We start from the raw sequence: 19,753 nt of genomic DNA on the forward strand, positions 1-19,753 counted from the left end.
CCCGATAGTATGCTGGCCCCTCGGACCGGCCCCGATCAGGATGGATTCCGGGTCAACTCAGCCGCTCGGTTCGCAGTGACACTCCCGCGGCCGGGAACCGCGCCAGCAACGCGTCGCCCATCGCCGCCGCAGGAGTCAGCACGCCACGCAGATCGGAGAGCTTGTCGCGGTCCAGCGCGAGCGCCATTCCACACTCGCCCAACAGCACCGAGGTCGCCTTGTAGCCGGGGTCCCCTTGCTGCTCGATCCGCGCCACATAGCGGGCGCCGGTGGCCGTGGTGGTGTAGGTCTCGATCCGGTAGTAACCGCGCTCCCGAGCCGCCGCGCTCGGGCCCGTGCCTGGCTTGGGCACGACGCGTTCCACCAGCCCACGGGGCAGCAGCCGGAAGTACCGGCTGCCCAATCCGAACATCGCGTTACCGACGCCGGCGACGACGGCCGATGCCACCGGCGCGAGAGCCGACGAGCCGACGCTCATGTTTTCGCTGTAGCGGAACCGGCGGCCGTAGGCCCAGTCCAGTAAGGCGTTGCTGCGGCGCACGATTCGGGTGTTATAGGGCGCCATCACGAACCCCGCCGTCCACACACCGGACAGTTCCGGCGCGATCTGACGACCACGACGCCGCGGCAGATCGGGCTGCGGGCCGAGCTCGGGTTCGGCGCCGCGGTCGGTGCTGAGCGTGTACGGGTCGGCGAGTTGGCGGCGCGCGTCGGGGTTGCTCGAGGCGGTGTCCAAAACTTCGAGCATCGACGCGATGGTGCCGCCGGACAGCCCGCCGGAGAAGGAGCGCACCACGAGGTCGGTGTCGCCGAGTTCGCTGGCGCCGTCCTCCCGAGCCGCCCGGTAGAGCGCATACACGCTCAGATCCGAAGGGACGGAATCGAATCCGCAGGCATGCACGATGCGCGCGCCGGTGTCGGCGGCCTGCTTGTGGTACAGGTCGATGCTGTCGCGAACAAACATCGCCTCACCGGTCAGGTCGGCGTAATCGGTGCCGGCCGCGGCGCACGCGGCGACCAACGGCAACCCGTAGCGGGTGTAGGGCCCGACCGTGGTGACGACGACCTGTGTCCGGGTGGCCATCTCGTTCAGCGTCGACGGCGCCGCGGCATCGGCAGTCAGAACTGGCCAGGACCGCGCGGACTCGCCCAGGGTCTCGCGCACGGCGCTCAACCGGTCCGCCGATCTGCCGGCCAACGCGATCCGCGCGCCCGCTGCGGCGTGCGCCAGGTATTCGGCGGTCAGCTTCCCCACGAAGCCGGTCGCCCCGTACAACACGATGTCGAATTCGCGCGGCGATGCGGTCACTGGGCCGACGCTACCGGACGGATGCCGGGCAGTTCCGCCCGCCGAAAACCCCGCCAATAGAGAATGCCGGGCACGAGGCCCGGCATTCTCTATTAGTTACGACGGCCGTCAGGCCCGCCCGCGCCCGGCGATCAGCCGCGCCGACCGCAGACCGGCCAAGCACCGATGCCCTGCGTGTGCAGCACGTTCTCGGCCACCCGGATCTGCTCCTCACGGCTCGCGCTGGCCGGGGAACCCGAGCCACCGTTGGCGTGCCAGGTGCCCGACGTGAACTGCAGGCCGCCGGAGTAGCCGTTACCGGTGTTGATCCCCCAGTTGCCACCCGACTCGCACTGCGCGATGGCATCCCAGTTCACGCTGTACGCCTGGTGAACAGGAGGCGGAGGCGGAGGCGCGTCCAGGGGCGGCGGAGCGTCCGGCGGCGGTGGCGGAGCATCCGGGGGCGGTGGCGGCGGCGGGGCATCCGGGGGCGGCGGAACGTTCGGATCAAAGCCCACCGGAGCCGGAGGCGGCGGGGCGTCGGGAGCCGGAGGCGGCGGTGGCGGCGCGGCCTCGGCGGGAGGAACGTTCGGATCAAAGCCCATCGGCTCGGCGTTGGCAGTCGCGGATGGCACCGTCACCAGCGTGCCCGCGATCGCGGCAACCATGAGCGTCTTGCGGACGTTCTTCAAATTCCTTCCTTTCGCGGTGCGCGCGCCAAAGCAAGCCCACGGGCGTGGGCTGAAGTTGCTTGGTTGATGCGGAATGGGTGCTCTGGGACGTGCCGTCTCGTTCGGGCACGACAGCGGTGGGCCTCATCTGCCCGGCGGGGTACCACCCACCGGCCGCGGCGCGACTGTCGCCGCCCGCAGCCCCGCTCGCACGCGGGTCCGTAGATTCAATTTTCGATTACTTTTCGTTAACCCGTTTCGGGCTAACAGGGACCGTACGAAACGAGACCGCATTCGTCATCTCCGGAAAGTGGATATCTCGTTTCGATCACGAGCCGATCACAGCACGATCGCGGAGCGCTTTTTGCACGTTAACCCGGCCTTTTCGGCGCGCGCTCATCCATCGTGGTCGCGGCCAAATCGTGAGCCGAATCACGCCAATATTGTGAGCCTGCACACATATTTGCGACCGTTGCCTGCCCGTCACGGCCAGCACTCGACCAGATCGACCGGATGGCAAGCCGGGGCGGTGTAGGCAAGCAACACCCATCGACAGCCGACGCGCCCCGGGCAAAACGAAAAATAGTAGATTTGACCGAAATGCTAAGCGCGACAATATCTTTCGTATCTCCCGCCGATACATGTCATCCCGTTTTTGGACTACGTGACAACGATACCGAGAACAGTTACATCGAATTGGCCTTTACCCCAATAACTTTCAATCGCTCAACGCGGTGATGGCGTCCCGCGGCTGCCGGGCAAGCCCGCGAAGGGATGTGGGCAGACGAGCTAACGACCGCCCTCACCCGACACGATCTTGGCCATCAGAAACACCGCCGGTCAACACGCGAGCTATCCAACTGTCAGCTCCCACGCCGCGTGCTACCACGGTTAAAACAGACCCATGTGGCTCAAAGAGTAGAGGTGTGTCAACACGCCAACCAATTAAACGATCGGCCCCCTTCTTGAGAAAGGGGCCGATCGCCGTTAGCAGGTCACCGGCTCGCAGCATCGGCGACCGCTGCCGGACTCAAAGCAGCAGAACTCAGAACAGCGAGGTGAGCACGTTGACCGCCAGTCTCCCGAGCTCGGGTGCCAGCGTCCCGGCGATGTTGGTCGCAATCGACGGGGCTATGCCGCTAATCTCAGTCGCCACCGACGGGGCAATCCCAGCGACATCGGCCGCCGCAGCCGAGGCCGCGCCACCCAGGCCACCCCCGCCGCCGAAGAACTCAAGGTAGCTCTGGAAGATGTTGATGAGGCCGTCGACCCACATATTCGGGGTCGGCCAACCGGTGGTCACCTGGCTCGCCAGCTGCGAGAACGCATTAGCCAGACTGCCACCCTCCAAAATGCTGGGTGTGATTATCGTGCCTGGCACCTGATTGTTAACCACTATGTCTGATGCGAGTGTCTGGGGGATCCAGGCCACCATCGTGTTCAGCAGGCCAGGTGCTATCAAACTGCTGGTGGGACTGAGGATACCGGTGCCACCGATGCTACAGGGGCATTGTCCATTGAGGACTGCCCCCGCGAGTAGCCCCGGGATATTGAGCAACTGGGACACCCCCGCCGGCAGGTCTCCAGCGGCGAAGCCGTCGTAAGTATTCTGAAGACCTTCGCCAAGGGCGTTCGAGAGGCTCTGGCCCACGCCTACGGCAAAAAAGGCACCCAGCATTGACACCATCGAATGACTTTGGAGGCCCGGTTCGTTGATAGCGAGGTTTACCAGGGCGTTGAAGTTGGTCGACATGTAGGCGAGGATCGTCGGGATGGATTCCATCGGCTGGAAAATATTCGAAACCGGTTCGTCCCAGAGCGCGTTGTACAGGTAGCTGATGCCGTCGACGAAGTCACCGTGCTGAAGGTACGTGACAGCCTGGGTAAGCCAATTGTAAAGACCAGTGAGACTAGTGAAATACTGGTACGCGTCGCCGATGGCGCCCTGGTACCCATTGTTCCCGAAGTTGGTGCCAGGTTGGTAGTAGCCGGTGTAGATGCTCGCGTACGTGATCCAGTTCGCGGCCAGCTGCTGGGCGAGCGGGAAGAAAATCGTGCCCCCGGTGCTCATGTTGCTCCCGATCTCCTGCAGGTTGGCGCCCGCTTGCTGGAAGACGTCGATCCAGGTTTGGATCGGGTTGACCACCCCGGGGTCGCTGCTCAGCAGCTCGACCGCGCGGTGCTGAGCAGCGGTGACACTGCGCTGGAGGTCGGAGGCTGCGTCGTTGGAGACTGCGGGTGTGAGGGCGATCAGGCTGGCGCCTAGTGCCGCGGCACCCGCGGTGACGAGGGGTCGGAGGGCTGTTCGCTGGTGCATGGGTGTTGTTCCTTTGCTGTGTGTGGTCTAGGTAGTCGTGGGCATGCAGAGGCCCACTACGTTCACAGGGGGTACTTAGAAGCCGTAAGACGCGCCAGGTATGCCGGCCGCACCGATCTGGCCGAGGATCCCGGCGAGGCCGCCGACACCACCGGCACCGCCCCTGTAGCTGTAGCCGGGGGCGATGGTGGCGTTACCGCCGTTGCCCCCATTACCGCCGTTACCGGCCAGCAACCCGCCCAAACCGCCAGCACCACCCGCGCGGCCAGAAGAGTAGATGCCGGGGCCGTAGATGTTGTTGGGGGCAGAACCACCGTTGCCCCCGTTCCCGACCAACCAGGCGGCGTTACCGCCGGCACCGCCGGCACCGCCGTAACCACCGGCGGGGTTGCTAGCGCCCCCGGCGCCCCCGGCGCCGCCGTTCCCGAACAGGATGCCGGCGTTACCGCCGGCACCACCGACACCGCCCGCCGGTCTACCGTTGAGACCACCACCGGCACCGCCGGCACCGCCGTTACCCATTAGGATGCCGCCGGCACCGCCGGCACCGCCGGCACCGCCGGCGTCGTGGAGGGCGGCGGCATTGAAACCGGCACCACCGGCGCCGCCGTTGCCGATCAACCCAGCGGCCCCTCCGGCATAACCGGCGGGATGAGCGGCGGTGCCGGCCGCCCCGGTCCCGCCGTCGCCGAACAGGAACCCGCCATCGGCCAGGCTGCCATTGGCCCCGATGCCGCCGATCGGCGAGGTGTTGGCACCGGTGAAACCGTTGACGCCATTGCCGATCAGATCGCGCCCGAACAGGGCGACAAACGGCGCGTTGATTACCCCGTCCACGGATTGGCCGGTTGGGCTGGCAATCCATGCCTCACCAGCCCCGTGAATCCCGTTATAGAAGTCGTCGAACACCCCGTACACGAGCTGGTTCAGCGCAGCTCGAGGAGACTCCGCAGCAGAGACAGCAGCACTAAAACCACCAAGATCGACGGCCGCAGCACTGGCATGCACACCCTCGAAGGCACTGTTTAGTGCGCCGGCATTAAAGGCGGCGACGCTGGCATTAATGCTATTAGTAATGCCCTCGAGCGCGGCCGTATGAATACCGTCGAAAGCAGCCGCACTCGCACCCGCGCTCAGGCCATCCACAGCGGCCGCGGTGCCCGCGGTAACACCCTCCAGAGCTGCGGTGCCCGCATTAATGCCCTCAAGGGCAGCTTGGCTAGCAGCGGAGATTACCGGCTGGAGGAGGGGGTCGATGATCATGTCGAGCACCCCGGCACGGGCCGCAGGTGCGGCGGCGAGGGGGGTCATTGCGGCGGTCAAAAATGCGCTAGCGGTCGTGCCCATGCCGATCACGCGGCGGCGGTTGCGGGTCTGGGCGTGGTGTAACCGGCGGTTTCGCCGCATGCGGTGGTGTTTGCGTTTCATTTGCGAGCCTTCCCTTGACCGACAACGGTGACGATGGATCAAAAACATAGCTGAGAATTACATTGACAAAATCGCGGCAACACAATAAGAAATAAGCCCCCACGAGAGGTATTGACAGCAAAACCCGGCCGCAATGAGAGCGAAATTATTATCTGACATCGACCCCGTTACAAGAATTACCCGACCCGTACCCGAGCCAGATCCCCCAGATTCATAATCAAGTCCCGACTTCGGACTTTTAGTGCGCATGCTGACGATGGAAATGTTTGGTTCACGCAGCGCCGTGTCGGCGGCGTCTACTGGCTCACCGATGCGCCCCTACGCCTGGGTAGAGGCGCCGGGACAAGCCCACCCATAAACGATCGGCCCCCTTCTGAAGAAAAGGGGGCCGATCGCCGTTAGCAGATCACCGGCTCGCAGCATCGGTGACCGCCGCCGGACTTAGAGCAATGAGACTCAGAAATGCAAAACGCTCAAGATCATCCCCGGCAGCACCGACGCAAGATCAGCACCCAGGTGACCCGCAATATTGCCGACATCAGCCGACAGGCCGGGCAGCTCGGCCGCCAGACTAGCCATAGCGCTGCCGCCGTTGAGGACGTCGGCCGGATTGAAGGCACCCACGATACTGCCAGCTGCCGGCGAGGTGGCCGCGGCCGCCGCACCCGGGTTGGCGAAAAGATATTGCAACAAATTCACCAGATTATCGACGATGGTCTGCGGGGTGGGAAAGCCAGGGATCACCGGTAACGTGTTTGGACTGCCATTGGTCACCAGGTTCAGGAGGTACCCCAAGGCATACGACAGACTGCCGCCGGTCATGATGTTCTGGGCGTTGGGAGCGACGATTTTTTCAGCAAGCCCCTGGGCGGTCGTTATTCCAATCGTCTTGAAAATGCCACTTGCGCCGTCACTAAGCAGGCCGCCGCCGTAGGTGCCGTTTGCTGCCAGCTTTCCGTTGAGGAACGCATTTGTCAGTTCCCCAGGGATATCAACCGCGTTGATCAATCCTCCCGCCGGATCCCCGGCCGCGAATGAATTGTAAACATTTTGCAGGCTCGTACCGAGCGTCTGCTTCAACAGGACGGGGAGTGTAATAGTAGCTACTAAACCGACATTCGTCAGAGCAGTGGTCGTCAGATAATCACTCGTGTTCGCGAGATTCTGCGTGATCGGGTTAAGGATCTGCGGAATCGTTTCGAGTGGCTCTCCGAACGATATTATCGGGCTTCCGTACACGGCGTCGTACACATCGGTCACTGCGGTCGAGATATTGCCCGCTGCTGCCGCCGCCGCCGCGGTTTGCAGTGTCGGCACGAAATCGCCCGTACCAGTCCCGAGATAGTAACTGACAGCGCTGGATGTGACCGTTGTGAACGGCTTCACATATTGGACTCCGTACTGCAAAAAGTTGGCGGCTAACTGTTGCGGCACCGGAAACGGATGCTGTTGAAATTGCGCGACGAGCGACTGGAGGTTGATGCCCGCCGCCTCGAACGTGTCGATCCAGGTTTGGATGGGGTTGGCGACGTAATCGGTCAACTCCACCGCGCGCTGCTGGAGAGCGGCAGCGCTGTGCTGCAGGTCGGCTGCGAGATCGTTGGAGATCGCCGGCGTTAGGGCGATCACGCTGGCACCTACCGCCGCGGCACCCGCGGTAACTAAGGGCCGGAGGGCTGCTAGCTGTTGCATGCGCTGAGTTCCTTTACTGGTCTGTGAACCGAATGGTTGTAAACGAGATCTGCCGAATTAGCTGGTGGGCGTAATGCCGGCCGCGCCCTTCGCGCCGAGGATCCCGGCGAGGCCACCAGCGCCGCCGGCGCCGCCGTAGCCGGCGTAACTGCCGAAACCACCATTGCCTCCGATACCGCCATTGCCGGACAGCAGCCCGCTGAAACCACCAGCACCGCCATAACCCCCGAAGGGGCCGGCGGGACCAGCGCCCCCACCACCGCCGTTGCCGACCAACCAGGCACTGTTACCGCCGGTGCCCCCGGTGCCAGCGCTGGCATAAGCACCGGCGCCGGCACCTCCGCCGACACCGCCGGCGCCGCCATTGCCGAACAGCAAACCACCGGAACCACCAACACCACCAAAGCCAGCAGTGTTGTTACCGCTGATGAGGGCACCACCGGCGCCGCCAGCGCCGCCGTTGCCCATCAGTAAGCCGCCGGCACCGCCGGCACCACCATCGTTAACGGTAAAGCCGCCGTTGCCGTTGAGACCGGCCCCGCCGATGCCACCGTTGCCGATCACCCCGGCGGCGCCGCCGGCATAACCGGCGGGATGAGCGGCGGTACCGGCCGCACCGGCCCCGCCATCGCCGAACAAGAACCCGCCGGAGCCGAGGTTGCCGAAGAGCCCGGTACTGCCTAACGGCGAAGTATTGGCACCGGCGAAACCGTTGACGCCATTGCCGATCAAGTCACGTCCGAATAAGTAGACGAACGGCGCATTGAGCGCCCCATCCACCTGCTCACCAGTCGGACTGGCAATCCACGACTCACCGGCCGTGTGAATCGTGTTATAGAACGTGTCAAACACTCCATACACGAGCTGGTTCAGCTCAACATTCCCAGCAGGGGTAGCAGCACCGAGCCCGCCGACATTCAGGGCGGCAGCAGCGCTGGCATGGACACCCTCGAGGGCGGTGCCCAACGCGCCGGTATTGAAGGCGGCGACGCTGGCATTAATGCTATGAGTAATGCCCTCGAGCGCGGCGGTATGAATGCCGTCGAAAGCAGCCGCACTCGCACTCGCGCTCAGGCCATCGAGAGCTGCCGTGGTGCCCGCGGTAACACCCTCCAGAGCCGCGGTGCCTGCATTAATGCCGTCAAGGGCGGCTTGGCTGGCAGCGGAGATTACCGGCTGGAGGAGGGGGTCGATGATCATGTCGAGCACGCCGGCACGGGCTGGGGGTGCGGCGGCGAGGGGGGCGAGGGGGGTGATTGCGGCGGTCAAAAATGCGCTAGCGGCGGTGCCCATGCCGATCACACGACCGTGACGGCGTGCCTTGGCGGTGCGGTGGTTTCGCCGCATGCGGTGCTGTGTGCGTTTCATTTGCGAGCCTTCCCTGGACCGACAACGGTGACGATGGATCAAAAACATAGCTGAGAATTACATTGACAAAATCACGCCAACACACGAAGAAATAAGCCCCCAGGATAGGTATTGGCAGCAAAACCCGGCCACAGTAAGAGCGAAATTATGATCGGATGGTTACCCTGTTACAGGAATTGCCCGACCGGATCCTCAAATTCATCACCACGATAATGCGCCATCGCGATCCGCAATCAGTGTTTCAGCACACCGCCTTAGCCCATTCGTTGAACAAACCACCCCGACGACGTCTTCACCGTTAAAGACAACAGCCCGTCCCGCGTAGACAGTTAAAAGGCCCCTCCGCGGAAACAGGACACCGTGCGGGAGACCACGACCGAACAACGATGACGGCCACACCAAAAAACGGTGCCTAAAAACCACCCAAGATCGCCCACCGAATCGATCCCCCGCACGCGATGCAGCTGCTGACACGCTTGAAACCCATGTGCTGTCTCAAGGGGTAGAGGCGCCTGGACAAGCCCACTCATAAACGATCGGCCCCCTTCGTGTGAAAGGGGGCCGATCGCCGTTAGCGGGTCACCGGCTCGCAGCATCAGTGACCGCCGCCGGACTCAAAGCAGTGAGACTCAGAAATGCAAAACGCTCAGGATCATCCCCGGCAGCACCGACGCAAGATCAGCACCCAGACGACCCGCCATGGCAGGGACATCGCCCGGCAGCACACCAGCAATATCGGCCGGCAGAGCAGCGGCGATATCGGTCGCCATTGACGTACCGAGCCAACCTGCAATGTTGGTCACCGCCGCCGGGTCAAAACCCTTCAACAGATCGGTTGACAATCCGGGCAGGCCAGCCGCCAGGCCAGCCATAGCGCTATCAGCATTCACGAAGCCGGCAGTAGCGGCGGCACCGCCGCCGCCGAGCAACTGACCCACCGTGTTCAACAGTTGATTGAAAGCAGTCTGCAGAGATGGCCAACCCGTAGTCAGCTGGGTCAGAAATTCCTGGGTTGCTACCGGGAGGCTGCCACCGTTCACGATATTTTGGCTATTAGGGGCGACGATAGCTTGCGCAAGAAGCTTTGAAATATTTGACAGCTCGACGTATAGGCCAGCATATGGCGTATTGATAAGGCCAAAATCAGGCGGTGTTCCGGATCCATTGATGATTGCGTCCAACGTCACAGGCGGAACATCCAACAAGTTAGCGAACGCCCCTACCAGATCTCCGCTATTGGCTGAATTAACGGCCAACTGTAAGCTGGATCCGAATGCTTCCCCGATAACTTTTGGCGCGAAAACAAGGTAGACACCGAGATCCGTTACGCCTGAGCCTAGCAGCGTGTTAACCGCATTTCCGAAATTCGTTGACATAGTTTTAGGTATATCCAACGTAGCTTCCAGTGGTTGCCCGATTTGCGTAAATGGGTAAGTGTATAAAGCTGCGATCAGGTTATTTATCGAGCCTTCAACGTTGCCCGAAATCAGGTCGCTAGACGCCGACTGAAGCAGAGGTAGAAAATCATTAGCGCCGGACTCGGTGAAGTAACTGACAGCGTTGATTGCGCCGGTCTGCATTGTCGAAACGTAGAGATCGCCGTACTGAAGCCAGTTCGCAGCTAGCTGCTGCGCGGCCGGGAACGGAAGACTAAGAAAGTCCTGCGTTACCGTCTGCAGGTTGGTCTGCGTCGTTTGGATGAGGTCCATCCAGCTTTGAATCGGGTTGACGACGGTATCGGCCAGCGCTACCGCGCGGTGCTCGGCGTTCACCACGCCGTGCTGGATATCGGCAGCCACGTCGTTGGACACCACCGGAGTGAGGGCGATCATGCTGGCACCCACTGCCGCGGCACCCGCGGTGACGAGAGGTCGAAAAGCTATTCGCTGTTGCATGTCAGAGTTCCTTTGCTGTCTGTGGTCTGGATGTTCGTAGACTCGATGGCTGCTTAGGTGGTCCCATTGCTGCCGGCTATACCGGTTTGGCCGAGAATCCCGGCGAGCCCACCGGCCCCACCCACGTCGCCGCTCCAGCCGTAGGAGCCCAGGCCAGCGTTACCGCCATTACCACCGTTGCCGGCCAGCATCCCGCCGAAACCGCCGGCGCCACCCCCATAGCCATAACCGCCGGGGGCAGAGCCGCCGACACCGCCCGCACCGCCGTTACCGACAAGCGCGCCACCGTTACCTCCGCCACCGCTGTCACCGGCGATGGCGCCCGCGCCGGTGGCGGCGCCGCCAGCCCCGCCCGCACCGCCGTTGCCGAACAGCAGGCCACCCGCGCCACCGGCACCACCGGCACCGGAGTAAGCGCCGGCGGCGACGGTGGAGCCGCCAGCCCCGCCCGCACCGCCGTTGCCCATCAGCCAGCCACCGGCACCACCGGCACCACCGTTACTAACACCGCCGGGGTTGTTGACGAGTCCAGCACCGCCAACACCGCCATTACCGATCAACCCGGCCGAACCACCGGCATAGCCAACGGGGTGAGTGGCGGTGCCGGCCGCACCCGATCCGCCATCACCGAATAGGAACCCGCCATCGTGGAGGCTGCCGTTGAGCCCGAGACTGCCGATTAACGAGGTGTTGGGGCCGGCATTGGTGACGCCATTGCCGATCAAGTCACGTCCGAATAAATCGACGAACGGCGCATTGAGCGCCCCGTCCACGGATTGGCCGGTTGGGCTGGCAATCCACGACTCACCAGCCCCGTGAATCCCGGTATAGAACGTCTCGAACGCGCCGTAGATGAGGTCATTCAGCACGACACGAGGGTTTTCGACAGCGGCGGCACTAAGACCATCGACGTTGAGGGCGGCCGCAGCACTGGCATGCACACCCTCGAGAGTGGTGCCCAACGCGCCGGCATTAAAAGCGGCGACGCTGGCATTAATGCTATGAGTAATGCCCTCGAGCGCGGCGGTATGAATGCCGTCGAACGCCGCCACACTCGCACCCGCGCTCAGGCCATTCAGAGCGGCCGTAGTGCCCGCGGTAACACTCTCCAGAGCCGCGGTGCCTGCGTTAATGCCCTCAAGGGCGGCTTGGCTAGCAGCGGAGATTACCGGCTGGAGGAGGGGGTCGATGATCATGTCGAGCACGCCGGCACGGGCCGGGGGTGCGGCGGCGAGGGGGGTGAGGGGGGTGATTGCGGCGCTCAGGAATGCGCCGGCGGCGGTGCTCATGCCGAGCACGCGACCGTGACGGCGTGCCTTGGCGGTGCGGTGGTTTCGCCGCATGCGGTGCTGTTTGCGTTTCATTTGCGAGCCTTCCCTGGACCGACAATGGTGACGATGGATCAAAAACATAGCTGAGAATTACATTGACAAAATCACGGCAACACAATGGGAAATAAACGCTCACGAGAGGTGTTGACAGCAAAACCCGGCCACAGTAAGGGCGAAATTAATGACGTGACGGCGACTCTATACATCCCGGCCGGATAGGCCTCAATCATCACGAATAGTCACGCCGCGTGAACAGAGCGCGGCACTTAGGATTGAGGGACTGGTAAAACGACATCACCGTTAACGCGGATGAACGTCGGCGTGGTTGCCTATGCCCGGTTCGGCTCGCATCGGAGCTGCGGGAAAGGGGCCGGCGAGGAGCTAAAGCTGACGATCAGCCGGCGGGATTGATTTTGAACCGTGGGGTAATGGCAGCGCCCGACCGATACACACTACGACACCGCGGCCCTGCGCTGCAGATCGCATATGCCAGAATGACCCGAGCAACATCCCCGCCCAACCCGGAGGAATTCCGTGAACGCCGACAATTACTACCGTGACTTGTTGGTGAGGTATTTGTCGGCGTGGGTGATGTCAGCAAAAAATACGAGCGTATTTCAGCAAAAACAAAGGGCGTCCTGTATGCGATGGCCAACGGTCTTTGTGTTGCGGTGATGGTTATGTTGAGTGAGGGGGGTGGATGCGGGTCTGCCGCTACCGACGGGTACTTTCAAATTGAACTACCCTTATGGTGGAGAGGGTTTGCTGTGATACGGGCATATAGCCTGACTACCAGTAGTTTTTCCGCTTCATGAGGATTGCGGAGCCACACGTTCCGCACGCGACTGCCTAGGCCCGATCGAAAGGCCTGCGAACCTAAGTAATTCTCAGGTATGTCCAGTTCGCCCCCACGCCACCACCGAACAAACGAGCGAAACCACCACCAGCACCGCGTTGACCAGCACCACCGCCAACACCACAAACCCGATTGACCCAGCACCCACCCCACCTTCACCTGGCCAACACCAAGCCTCGATCCACCGACAGGCTTGATGGTTACTGGGTGCCGAAATAAAAGGAAAGTGCCCTCTGAGCTGGGATAATTGTTGTTCCTTACGCAGCAATCGGATCAGTCCGGAACACCACTTCCCGTACAAGTCTCACCCGACCTGGCTCACAACTCGCGACCGGCAGGGGCCTCAAGTCGATGACCTACGTCTTTGCGCCACAAATGGCGACAAATAGCGAACCAAACAAGCTCCCTGCGCACCCGACCCGGCTGGCGAGCTCAGGCCCCCGGCCGCACCAGTGCACGCAGCTCGTCCGCCGTGTTGACGTTGGTCAGCGCGTGAGAATCGGAGAGGACGATTCGCTGGGTGTCAGAGGCGTCAGCCAAGGCGCGCATCTTGCGCTCGCCGGCGCCCACCAGGGCGTCGGCCCGAGCGGCCAGATCGGTTCGGTACACCGCGGCGAGGTAATGATCCTGGCCGTCCCACGGCAACACCACTTCGGCACCGGTCTCGACGGCCCTGCGGGTGAGATCGTCGATCAGCTCGACGGCGAGAAATGGCATGTCGACGGCGCAGACGAACGCCAGCCGGGCGCCGGCGTCGGAGGCCGCGCGCAATGCGCGGGCGGTCGCCGGCAACGGCCCCAACCCCCGCAGCTCGTCGCGCATGACGCGAGCGGTCGCCAATGGCGGCAGCGGTTGCCCTTGGGCGGCCATGACGAAAACCGGGTCGCAGCGCTGTCCGAGAACGCCGACGACGTGCTCGACCATCGTGGTGGAACTGGCGGATCCGGGGACGGGCAGGCTGGCCTTGTCGCGGCCCATGCGCCGGGACTCGCCGCCGGCGAGCACTATCCCTGCCAGAAACCCGGCCTGTTCCACTGCGTCGGGCACGAGTTTGGCCACCTTAGTCGACGGTCCAGGTGTCGCGCCCGCGCAACAACGATTGCAGGGCGGCCGAATCGAACGGCTTCGCCGACCGGGCAGCGCGGACCTGAGCGCGCGCCGCGTCATCGTAGGTGGGCCTGCTGACATTCCGGAAGATGCCCAGCACGGTGTGATCGAGGTTCTGATCGGACAGCCGCGACAGCGCAAAGGCATAGGCGGCGTCGTCGGCGTGCGCATCGTGCACGACGATCTCCTCGACGGCCACGTCGGCGGTCTTGGCCACCTCCAGGCCGAAGCCGGACTTCACGACGCAGTATTCGCCGTTGGCGCCGAACACAATTGGCTCTCCGTGGCGGACATTGATCACCCGCTCCTCGGCGCCCTCCTTGCGCAGCACGTCGAACGAGCCGTCGTTGAAGATCGGGCAGTCCTGCAGGATCTCGACAACCGCCGCGCCGCGATGTTCGGCGGCGGCGCGCAGCACCTCGGTGAGGCCGTTGCGGTCGGAGTCCAGTGCCCGGCCAACGAAGGTGGCCTCGGCGCCCAACGCCAACGAGACCGGGTTGAACGGGTGATCCAGCGATCCCATCGGCGTCGACTTGGTCACCTTGCCGACCTCCGACGTCGGCGAGTACTGGCCCTTGGTCAGCCCGTAGATCCGGTTGTTGAACAGCAAGATCGTGATGTTGACGTTGCGGCGCAGCGCGTGGATCAGGTGGTTGCCGCCAATCGACAACGCATCACCGTCGCCGGTGACCACCCACACCGACAGGTCCTCGCGGGCCAGGGCCAGGCCGGTCGCGATGGCCGGCGCGCGGCCGTGGATGGAGTGAAACCCGTAGGTCTCCAGGTAGTACGGGAACCGGCTCGAGCAGCCGATGCCGCTGACGAACACGATGTTCTCGCGGCGCAGGCCGAGGTCCGGCAGGAAGTTGCGGATGGTGTTGAGGATGACGTAGTCACCGCAGCCCGGGCACCATCGCACCTCCTGGTCGCTGGTGAAGTCCTTGGCCTTCTGCGGCTGATCTTCAACAGACACAGTGGGCACCCCGTCGTTTTTGGTCAACCTTGGAGTCAACCCGAGGTCCGTGCCCGCCAGATCGCCGATCACGTCAGTCATGTCGGTCATGCGCTAGCTCCCGCTCCAACCGTTGCCGCCGCCATTCTGGCGACCATCGTCTTGTCTTGCTCAACCTCGGCCAGCGTTCCGCCCAGCGCGGCGCGGATGACGCGCCCTATCTCGTCGGCGAGGAACGCGACACCCTGAACCTTGGTGACCGATTGCACGTCGACCAGATACTTGCCCCGCAGCACCAGCGCCAGCTGGCCCAGGTTCATCTCCGGGCATACCACCTTCGGGTAGCGCCGGAGCACGTCGCCCAGGTTCGCCGGGAACGGGCTGAGGTGGCGCAGGTGGGCGTGCGCGACCTTGATGCCCTTGCGCCGCGCGCGCCGGCAGGCTTCACCGATGGGACCGTACGAGCTGCCCCACCCGATCAGCAGTAGCTCGGCGTCCCCGGTCGGGTCGTCGACCTCCAGGTCGGGAACGGCGATGCCGTCAATCTTGGCCTGCCGCAACCGAACCATGAGGTCGTGATTGACCGGCTCGTAGGAGATGTTGCCAGAGCCGTTCGCGGCTTCCAGGCCACCGATGCGGTGTTCCAGGCCAGGGGTGCCGGGAACGGCGAATTGGCGAGCGAGCGTCTCCGGGTCGCGCGCGTACGGCTGGAAGGGCTCATCCGGCTTGGCGAAGACGTGCTTGATGGGCTGCAGCTTGCCGACATCCGGGATGCGCCACGGCTCCGAGCCGTTGGCGATCGCGCCGTCGGACAACACGATCACCGGGGTGTGATACGACACCGCGATGCGCGCGGCCTCGAGGACGGTCTCGAAGCAGTCGGACGGCGACCGGGGCGCCACAACCGCCACCGGCGACTCCCCATTACGGCCGTACAACGCCTGCAGCAGGTCGGCCTGTTCGGTCTTGGTGGGCAATCCCGTCGACGGTCCGCCCCGCTGAACGTCGATGACCAGCAATGGCAGCTCGGTCATCACGCCGAGGCCCAGCGCTTCGGACTTCAGCGAGATGCCCGGCCCGGACGTGCTGGTGACCCCGAGCGCACCACCGTAGGAAGCGCCGATCGCCGCGCAGATGCCGCCGATTTCGTCTTCGGCCTGGAAGGTGACCACGTTGAAGTTCTTGTGCTTGGACAGCTCGTGCAGGATGTCGGAGGCCGGCGTGATCGGATAGCTGCCGAGCACGACGGGGATGCCGGCCAGCTGACCGGCCGCGACGATGCCGTAGGCCAGCGCGGTGTTGCCGGAGATCTGGCGGTATTCGCCGGCGGGCAAGGTCGCGCGCGAGACCTCGTAAGTGGTGCCGAAGGCCTCGGTCGTCTCGCCGTAGTTCCAGCCCGCCTTGAGCGCGAGCACGTTGGCCTCCGCGATGTCGGGCTTGCGGGCGAACTTCTCCCTGATGAATTTCTCGCTCGCCTCGATCGGCCGGCCGTACATCCAGGACAAAAGGCCAAGGGCGAACATGTTTTTGGCGCGCTGGCCGTCCTTCTTCGACGCGCCGATCGCCTCGACGGCCCCGAGGGTCAGGGTGGTCATCGCGACGGAATGCACGACGTAGTCGGACAACTCGTCGGAGTCCAGCGGGTTGGTTACGTAGCCCACCTTCGTCAGGTTGCGCTTGGTGAATTCGTCGGAATTCGCGATCACCATTCCGCCGCGCGGTAAGTCGCCGATGTTGGCCTTCAGCGCCGCCGGGTTCATGGCGACGAGCACATCGGGTCGGTCGCCGGCGGTCAGGATGTCGTAATCGGCGATCTGGATCTGGAAGGACGAGACCCCCGGCAATGTGCCTGCGGGGGCGCGGATCTCGGCGGGGTAGTTCGGTTGGGTTGCCAGGTCGTTGCCGAAAAGCGCTGCCTCCGACGTGAACCGGTCACCCGTCAGCTGCATGCCGTCCCCGGAGTCCCCCGCGAATCGGATGACAACTTGTTCCAGACGCTGCCGGTCGGACCCGGGATGAGACGCCCCGTTCTGCGGGGAGCCATTATGGGAATCTGACCCGGCTCCGCTGCCGTTCGGATCCACGTCTCCGCCTTCCATTTCGTTACCCGGACAGCCACTCCACTGGAGGTTTAGGGTACGCGCCCCAGGAGTGACCCCCGCGCCGTCAAGCTTGTGTGTCACTGGCAGTACCAATTATGGCACTGCTTTTGGCGGCGCATGGCCGTCTCCGAGCGATTACATGCAGCGGGTTTGTCGCCAAAAGCCGAAGTCAGCTAGGGCACAGCGGCGCCAACAACCAGAACTGTGGTCTTGGTCACGTCCATCGCGCTGACCGGGGATCGCGGCGTTGTGACGTCGCGGCCGTCATCCTCGAGGCGTTAGGCGCTCTTGTCGCGGCGCTCACTGCGCGACGGCTTGCGCGGCACGATCGTCGGCAGCACGTTGTCCTGCACGGTCTCCTTGGTCACCACCACTTTGGCGACGTCGTCGCGGCTCGGGATGTCATACATCACCGGCAGCAGGACCTCTTCCATGATCGCCCGCAGGCCGCGCGCACCCGTGCCACGGTGGATCGCCTGATCGGCGATCGCTTCCAGCGCGTCGTCGCTGAACTCCAGCTCCACGCCGTCCATCTCGAACAGCCGGGTGTACTGCTTGACCAACGCGTTCTTCGGCTCGGACAAGATCTTGACCAATGAGTCCATGTCCAGGTTGGTGACCGAGGCCACCACCGGAAGCCGCCCGATGAATTCGGGGATCAAGCCAAACTTGATGAGGTCTTCGGGCATCACGTCGGCGAAGTGGTCCGTGGTGTCGATCTCGGCCTTGGAGCGCACCTCGGCACCGAAGCCCAACCCCCGCTTGCCGATGCGCTCGTAGATGATCTTTTCCAATCCGGCGAACGCACCCGCGACGATGAACAGCACGTTGGTGGTGTCGATTTGGATGAACTCTTGATGCGGGTGCTTGCGGCCGCCCTGCGGGGGAACCGACGCCTGGGTGCCCTCCAGGATTTTCAGTAGGGCCTGCTGGACGCCCTCACCGGACACGTCGCGCGTGATCGACGGGTTCTCGCTCTTGCGGGCGATCTTGTCGACCTCGTCGATGTAGATGATGCCGGTCTCGGCGCGCTTGACGTCATAGTCGGCGGCCTGGATCAGCTTGAGGAGGATGTTCTCGACGTCCTCACCGACGTAACCGGCCTCGGTCAGCGCGGTCGCGTCGGCAATGGCGAACGGCACGTTGAGCATCTTGGCCAGCGTCTGCGCCAGGTAGGTCTTGCCGCAGCCGGTGGGCCCGAGCATCAGGATGTTGGACTTGGTCAGCTCGACCGGCTCCGCCCGGGAGTCCCGGCCCTTCTCGCCCGCCTGGATCCGCTTGTAGTGGTTGTAGACCGCGACGGCCAGCGTCCGCTTGGCGGTGTCCTGCCCGATGACGTATCCCTCGAGGAACTCCCGGATCTCGGCGGGCTTGGGCAGTTCGTCGAGCTTGACATCGTCGGCGTCGGCGAGCTCCTCTTCGATGATCTCGTTACAGAGATCGATACACTCATCGCAGATATACACACCGGGACCAGCAATGAGTTTCTTGACTTGCTTCTGGCTCTTCCCGCAGAACGAGCACTTCAGCAGGTCACCGCCGTCTCCGATGCGCGCCATGGTGCTGAGGGCCTACTTCCTTGTTCGCCGTTCGTCTTGCTATGCCGCATGTAATCCCCGACGCTACCCGCTAGCTCGGGCCCGACGCGACCATTAGCGCCGAATCGCGTCGTTGGTATTCATGCCTGTGCTGTCTGAATGAAACATATAGGCATACGGCGCCCGCCACTCGCCGAGACGCGCATTACGTGTCTTTGGCGTGTCGCGGTCGTTACCCGACCGAGGCCTGCTCGCCGGCCGACCGCCCTACAGTGGCCGTGTGGGATTGGCGTTGTCCAGCGAATTCGTGCTGCTCGACGGCGGCCTGGCCACCGAGCTCGAGGCTCGCGGCCACGATCTTTCCGACGCGCTGTGGTCGGCCAGGCTGCTGGCGGATGCCCCGCAGGAGATCGTCGCGGTGCACGCCGCGTACTTTCGCGCCGGCGCGGCGATCGCGACGACGGCCAGCTACCAGGCATCGTTCGAGGGCTTCGCGGCCGACGGAATCGACCGCCGGGAAACCGCCGGCCTGCTGCGCCGCAGCGTCGAACTCGCCAAGGCCGCGCGTGACGAGGTCGGCGCGCCCGGCCTCTGGGTCGCGGCCTCGGTCGGACCGTACGGCGCCGCGCTCGCCGACGGATCCGAATATCGCGGACGCTACGGCCTGTCCGTCGCGGCTTTGATGCGGTGGCATCGACCGCGGCTGGAAATCCTGGCGGCCGCCGGCGCGGACGTACTGGCGCTGGAAACCGTGCCCGATATCGATGAGGCGGAAGCGCTGGTCAATTTGGTTCATTCGCTCGGCGTGCCGGCCTGGCTCAGTTACACCGTCGACGGGACCCGGACCCGCGCCGGGCAGCCGCTTACCGACGCGTTCGCGGTGGCCGCCGGGGTTCCCGAGATCGTCGCGGTCGGCGTCAATTGCTGTGCGCCCGAGGACGTGCTGCCGGCGATCCGCTTGGCGAATGTCGGCAAGCCGGTGATTGTCTACCCGAACAGCGGTGAGTCGTGGGACGGCCACGCGTGGGTCGGTCCGCGACGGTTCTCCGCACAGCTTGCGACGCAGTGGGTGGCGGCCGGGGCGCGCATAGTCGGCGGATGTTGTCGCGTGGGTCCGGCCGACATCGCCGAGATGGCGTCGGTACTTTCGCCGAGCCTGTAATCCTGCAGGCCGCTACTCGCACTTTGCCTGCAGATTTACAGGCTCG

Annotated in this window: 11 protein-coding genes and 2 pseudogenes; 1 reads left to right on the top strand and 12 read right to left on the bottom strand. The window is 63.8% G+C overall.

Features of this window, described 5'->3' with window-relative positions:
- Nucleotides 1-52: 52 nt before the first annotated feature.
- From K3U93_RS16190 to clpX, 12 genes and pseudogenes are all read right to left on the bottom strand, one after another.
- Entirely contained in the window at nucleotides 53-1,309 is a 1,257-nt protein-coding gene (locus K3U93_RS16190; RefSeq protein WP_083012757.1) for a saccharopine dehydrogenase family protein, read from the bottom strand.
- Between the two features lie 131 nt (nucleotides 1,310-1,440).
- Nucleotides 1,441-1,980, bottom strand: a complete 540-nt coding sequence (locus K3U93_RS16195) for a transglycosylase family protein (RefSeq protein ID WP_220688547.1) — start codon at nucleotides 1,978-1,980, stop codon at nucleotides 1,441-1,443.
- A gap of 1,024 nt (nucleotides 1,981-3,004) precedes the next feature.
- On the bottom strand, nucleotides 3,005-4,105 hold the full coding sequence (locus K3U93_RS16200) for a hypothetical protein (protein ID WP_139797243.1): 1,101 nt from the start codon (nucleotides 4,103-4,105) through the stop codon (nucleotides 3,005-3,007).
- A 264-nt stretch (nucleotides 4,106-4,369) separates the two neighbouring features.
- A pseudogene (locus tag K3U93_RS25710) lies at nucleotides 4,370-5,005 on the bottom strand (PGRS repeat-containing protein); the annotation flags it as partial.
- A gap of 1,155 nt (nucleotides 5,006-6,160) precedes the next feature.
- Nucleotides 6,161-7,396 (bottom strand): hypothetical protein, encoded by a 1,236-nt coding sequence (locus K3U93_RS16210; protein WP_083013027.1) that lies wholly within the window; start codon nucleotides 7,394-7,396, stop codon nucleotides 6,161-6,163.
- Nucleotides 7,397-7,453: 57 nt separating this feature from the next.
- Nucleotides 7,454-8,764, bottom strand: coding sequence for a hypothetical protein (locus K3U93_RS25270; RefSeq protein ID WP_220688549.1), 1,311 nt, complete (start codon nucleotides 8,762-8,764; stop codon nucleotides 7,454-7,456).
- A 629-nt stretch (nucleotides 8,765-9,393) separates the two neighbouring features.
- Nucleotides 9,394-10,659, bottom strand: coding sequence for a hypothetical protein (locus K3U93_RS16220; protein WP_139797254.1), 1,266 nt, complete (start codon nucleotides 10,657-10,659; stop codon nucleotides 9,394-9,396).
- 152 nt (nucleotides 10,660-10,811) lie between these two features.
- Nucleotides 10,812-11,528 (bottom strand): annotated as a pseudogene (locus K3U93_RS25715) (PE family protein); the annotation flags it as partial.
- Between the two features lie 1,750 nt (nucleotides 11,529-13,278).
- Nucleotides 13,279-13,905, bottom strand: coding sequence for a molybdenum cofactor guanylyltransferase (gene mobA / locus K3U93_RS16230; RefSeq protein WP_230981332.1), 627 nt, complete (start codon nucleotides 13,903-13,905; stop codon nucleotides 13,279-13,281).
- Nucleotide 13,906: 1 nt separating this feature from the next.
- Nucleotides 13,907-15,007, bottom strand: coding sequence for a 2-oxoacid:ferredoxin oxidoreductase subunit beta (locus tag K3U93_RS16235; protein WP_071513427.1), 1,101 nt, complete (start codon nucleotides 15,005-15,007; stop codon nucleotides 13,907-13,909).
- A 5-nt stretch (nucleotides 15,008-15,012) separates the two neighbouring features.
- Nucleotides 15,013-16,989, bottom strand: coding sequence for a 2-oxoacid:acceptor oxidoreductase subunit alpha (locus tag K3U93_RS16240; protein WP_139796934.1), 1,977 nt, complete (start codon nucleotides 16,987-16,989; stop codon nucleotides 15,013-15,015).
- Between the two features lie 296 nt (nucleotides 16,990-17,285).
- Complete coding sequence (clpX, locus tag K3U93_RS16245) at nucleotides 17,286-18,566, bottom strand: ATP-dependent Clp protease ATP-binding subunit ClpX (RefSeq protein WP_071513365.1); 1,281 nt, start codon at nucleotides 18,564-18,566, stop codon at nucleotides 17,286-17,288.
- A gap of 265 nt (nucleotides 18,567-18,831) precedes the next feature.
- Between clpX and mmuM the strand changes: the two genes are divergently transcribed.
- A complete protein-coding gene (gene mmuM, locus K3U93_RS16250) occupies nucleotides 18,832-19,707 on the top strand; it encodes a homocysteine S-methyltransferase (protein WP_176219963.1) in 876 nt (291 codons plus the stop codon).
- Nucleotides 19,708-19,753 lie beyond the last annotated feature (46 nt).

The organism is Mycobacterium malmoense, from assembly GCF_019645855.1.
In the GTDB taxonomy this organism is placed as follows: domain Bacteria; phylum Actinomycetota; class Actinomycetes; order Mycobacteriales; family Mycobacteriaceae; genus Mycobacterium; species Mycobacterium malmoense.

Excerpts from the sequence above, each read along its gene's own strand:
- clpX (WP_071513365.1), bottom strand. The coding sequence starts at position 18,566 with ATGGCGCGCATCGGAGACGGCGGTGACCTGCTGAAGTGCTCGTTCTGC.
- K3U93_RS16220 (WP_139797254.1), bottom strand. The coding sequence starts at position 10,659 with ATGCAACAGCGAATAGCTTTTCGACCTCTCGTCACCGCGGGTGCCGCG.
- K3U93_RS16210 (WP_083013027.1), bottom strand. The coding sequence starts at position 7,396 with ATGCAACAGCTAGCAGCCCTCCGGCCCTTAGTTACCGCGGGTGCCGCG.
- K3U93_RS25270 (WP_220688549.1), bottom strand. The coding sequence starts at position 8,764 with ATGAAACGCACACAGCACCGCATGCGGCGAAACCACCGCACCGCCAAG.
- K3U93_RS16235 (WP_071513427.1), bottom strand. The coding sequence starts at position 15,007 with ATGACTGACGTGATCGGCGATCTGGCGGGCACGGACCTCGGGTTGACT.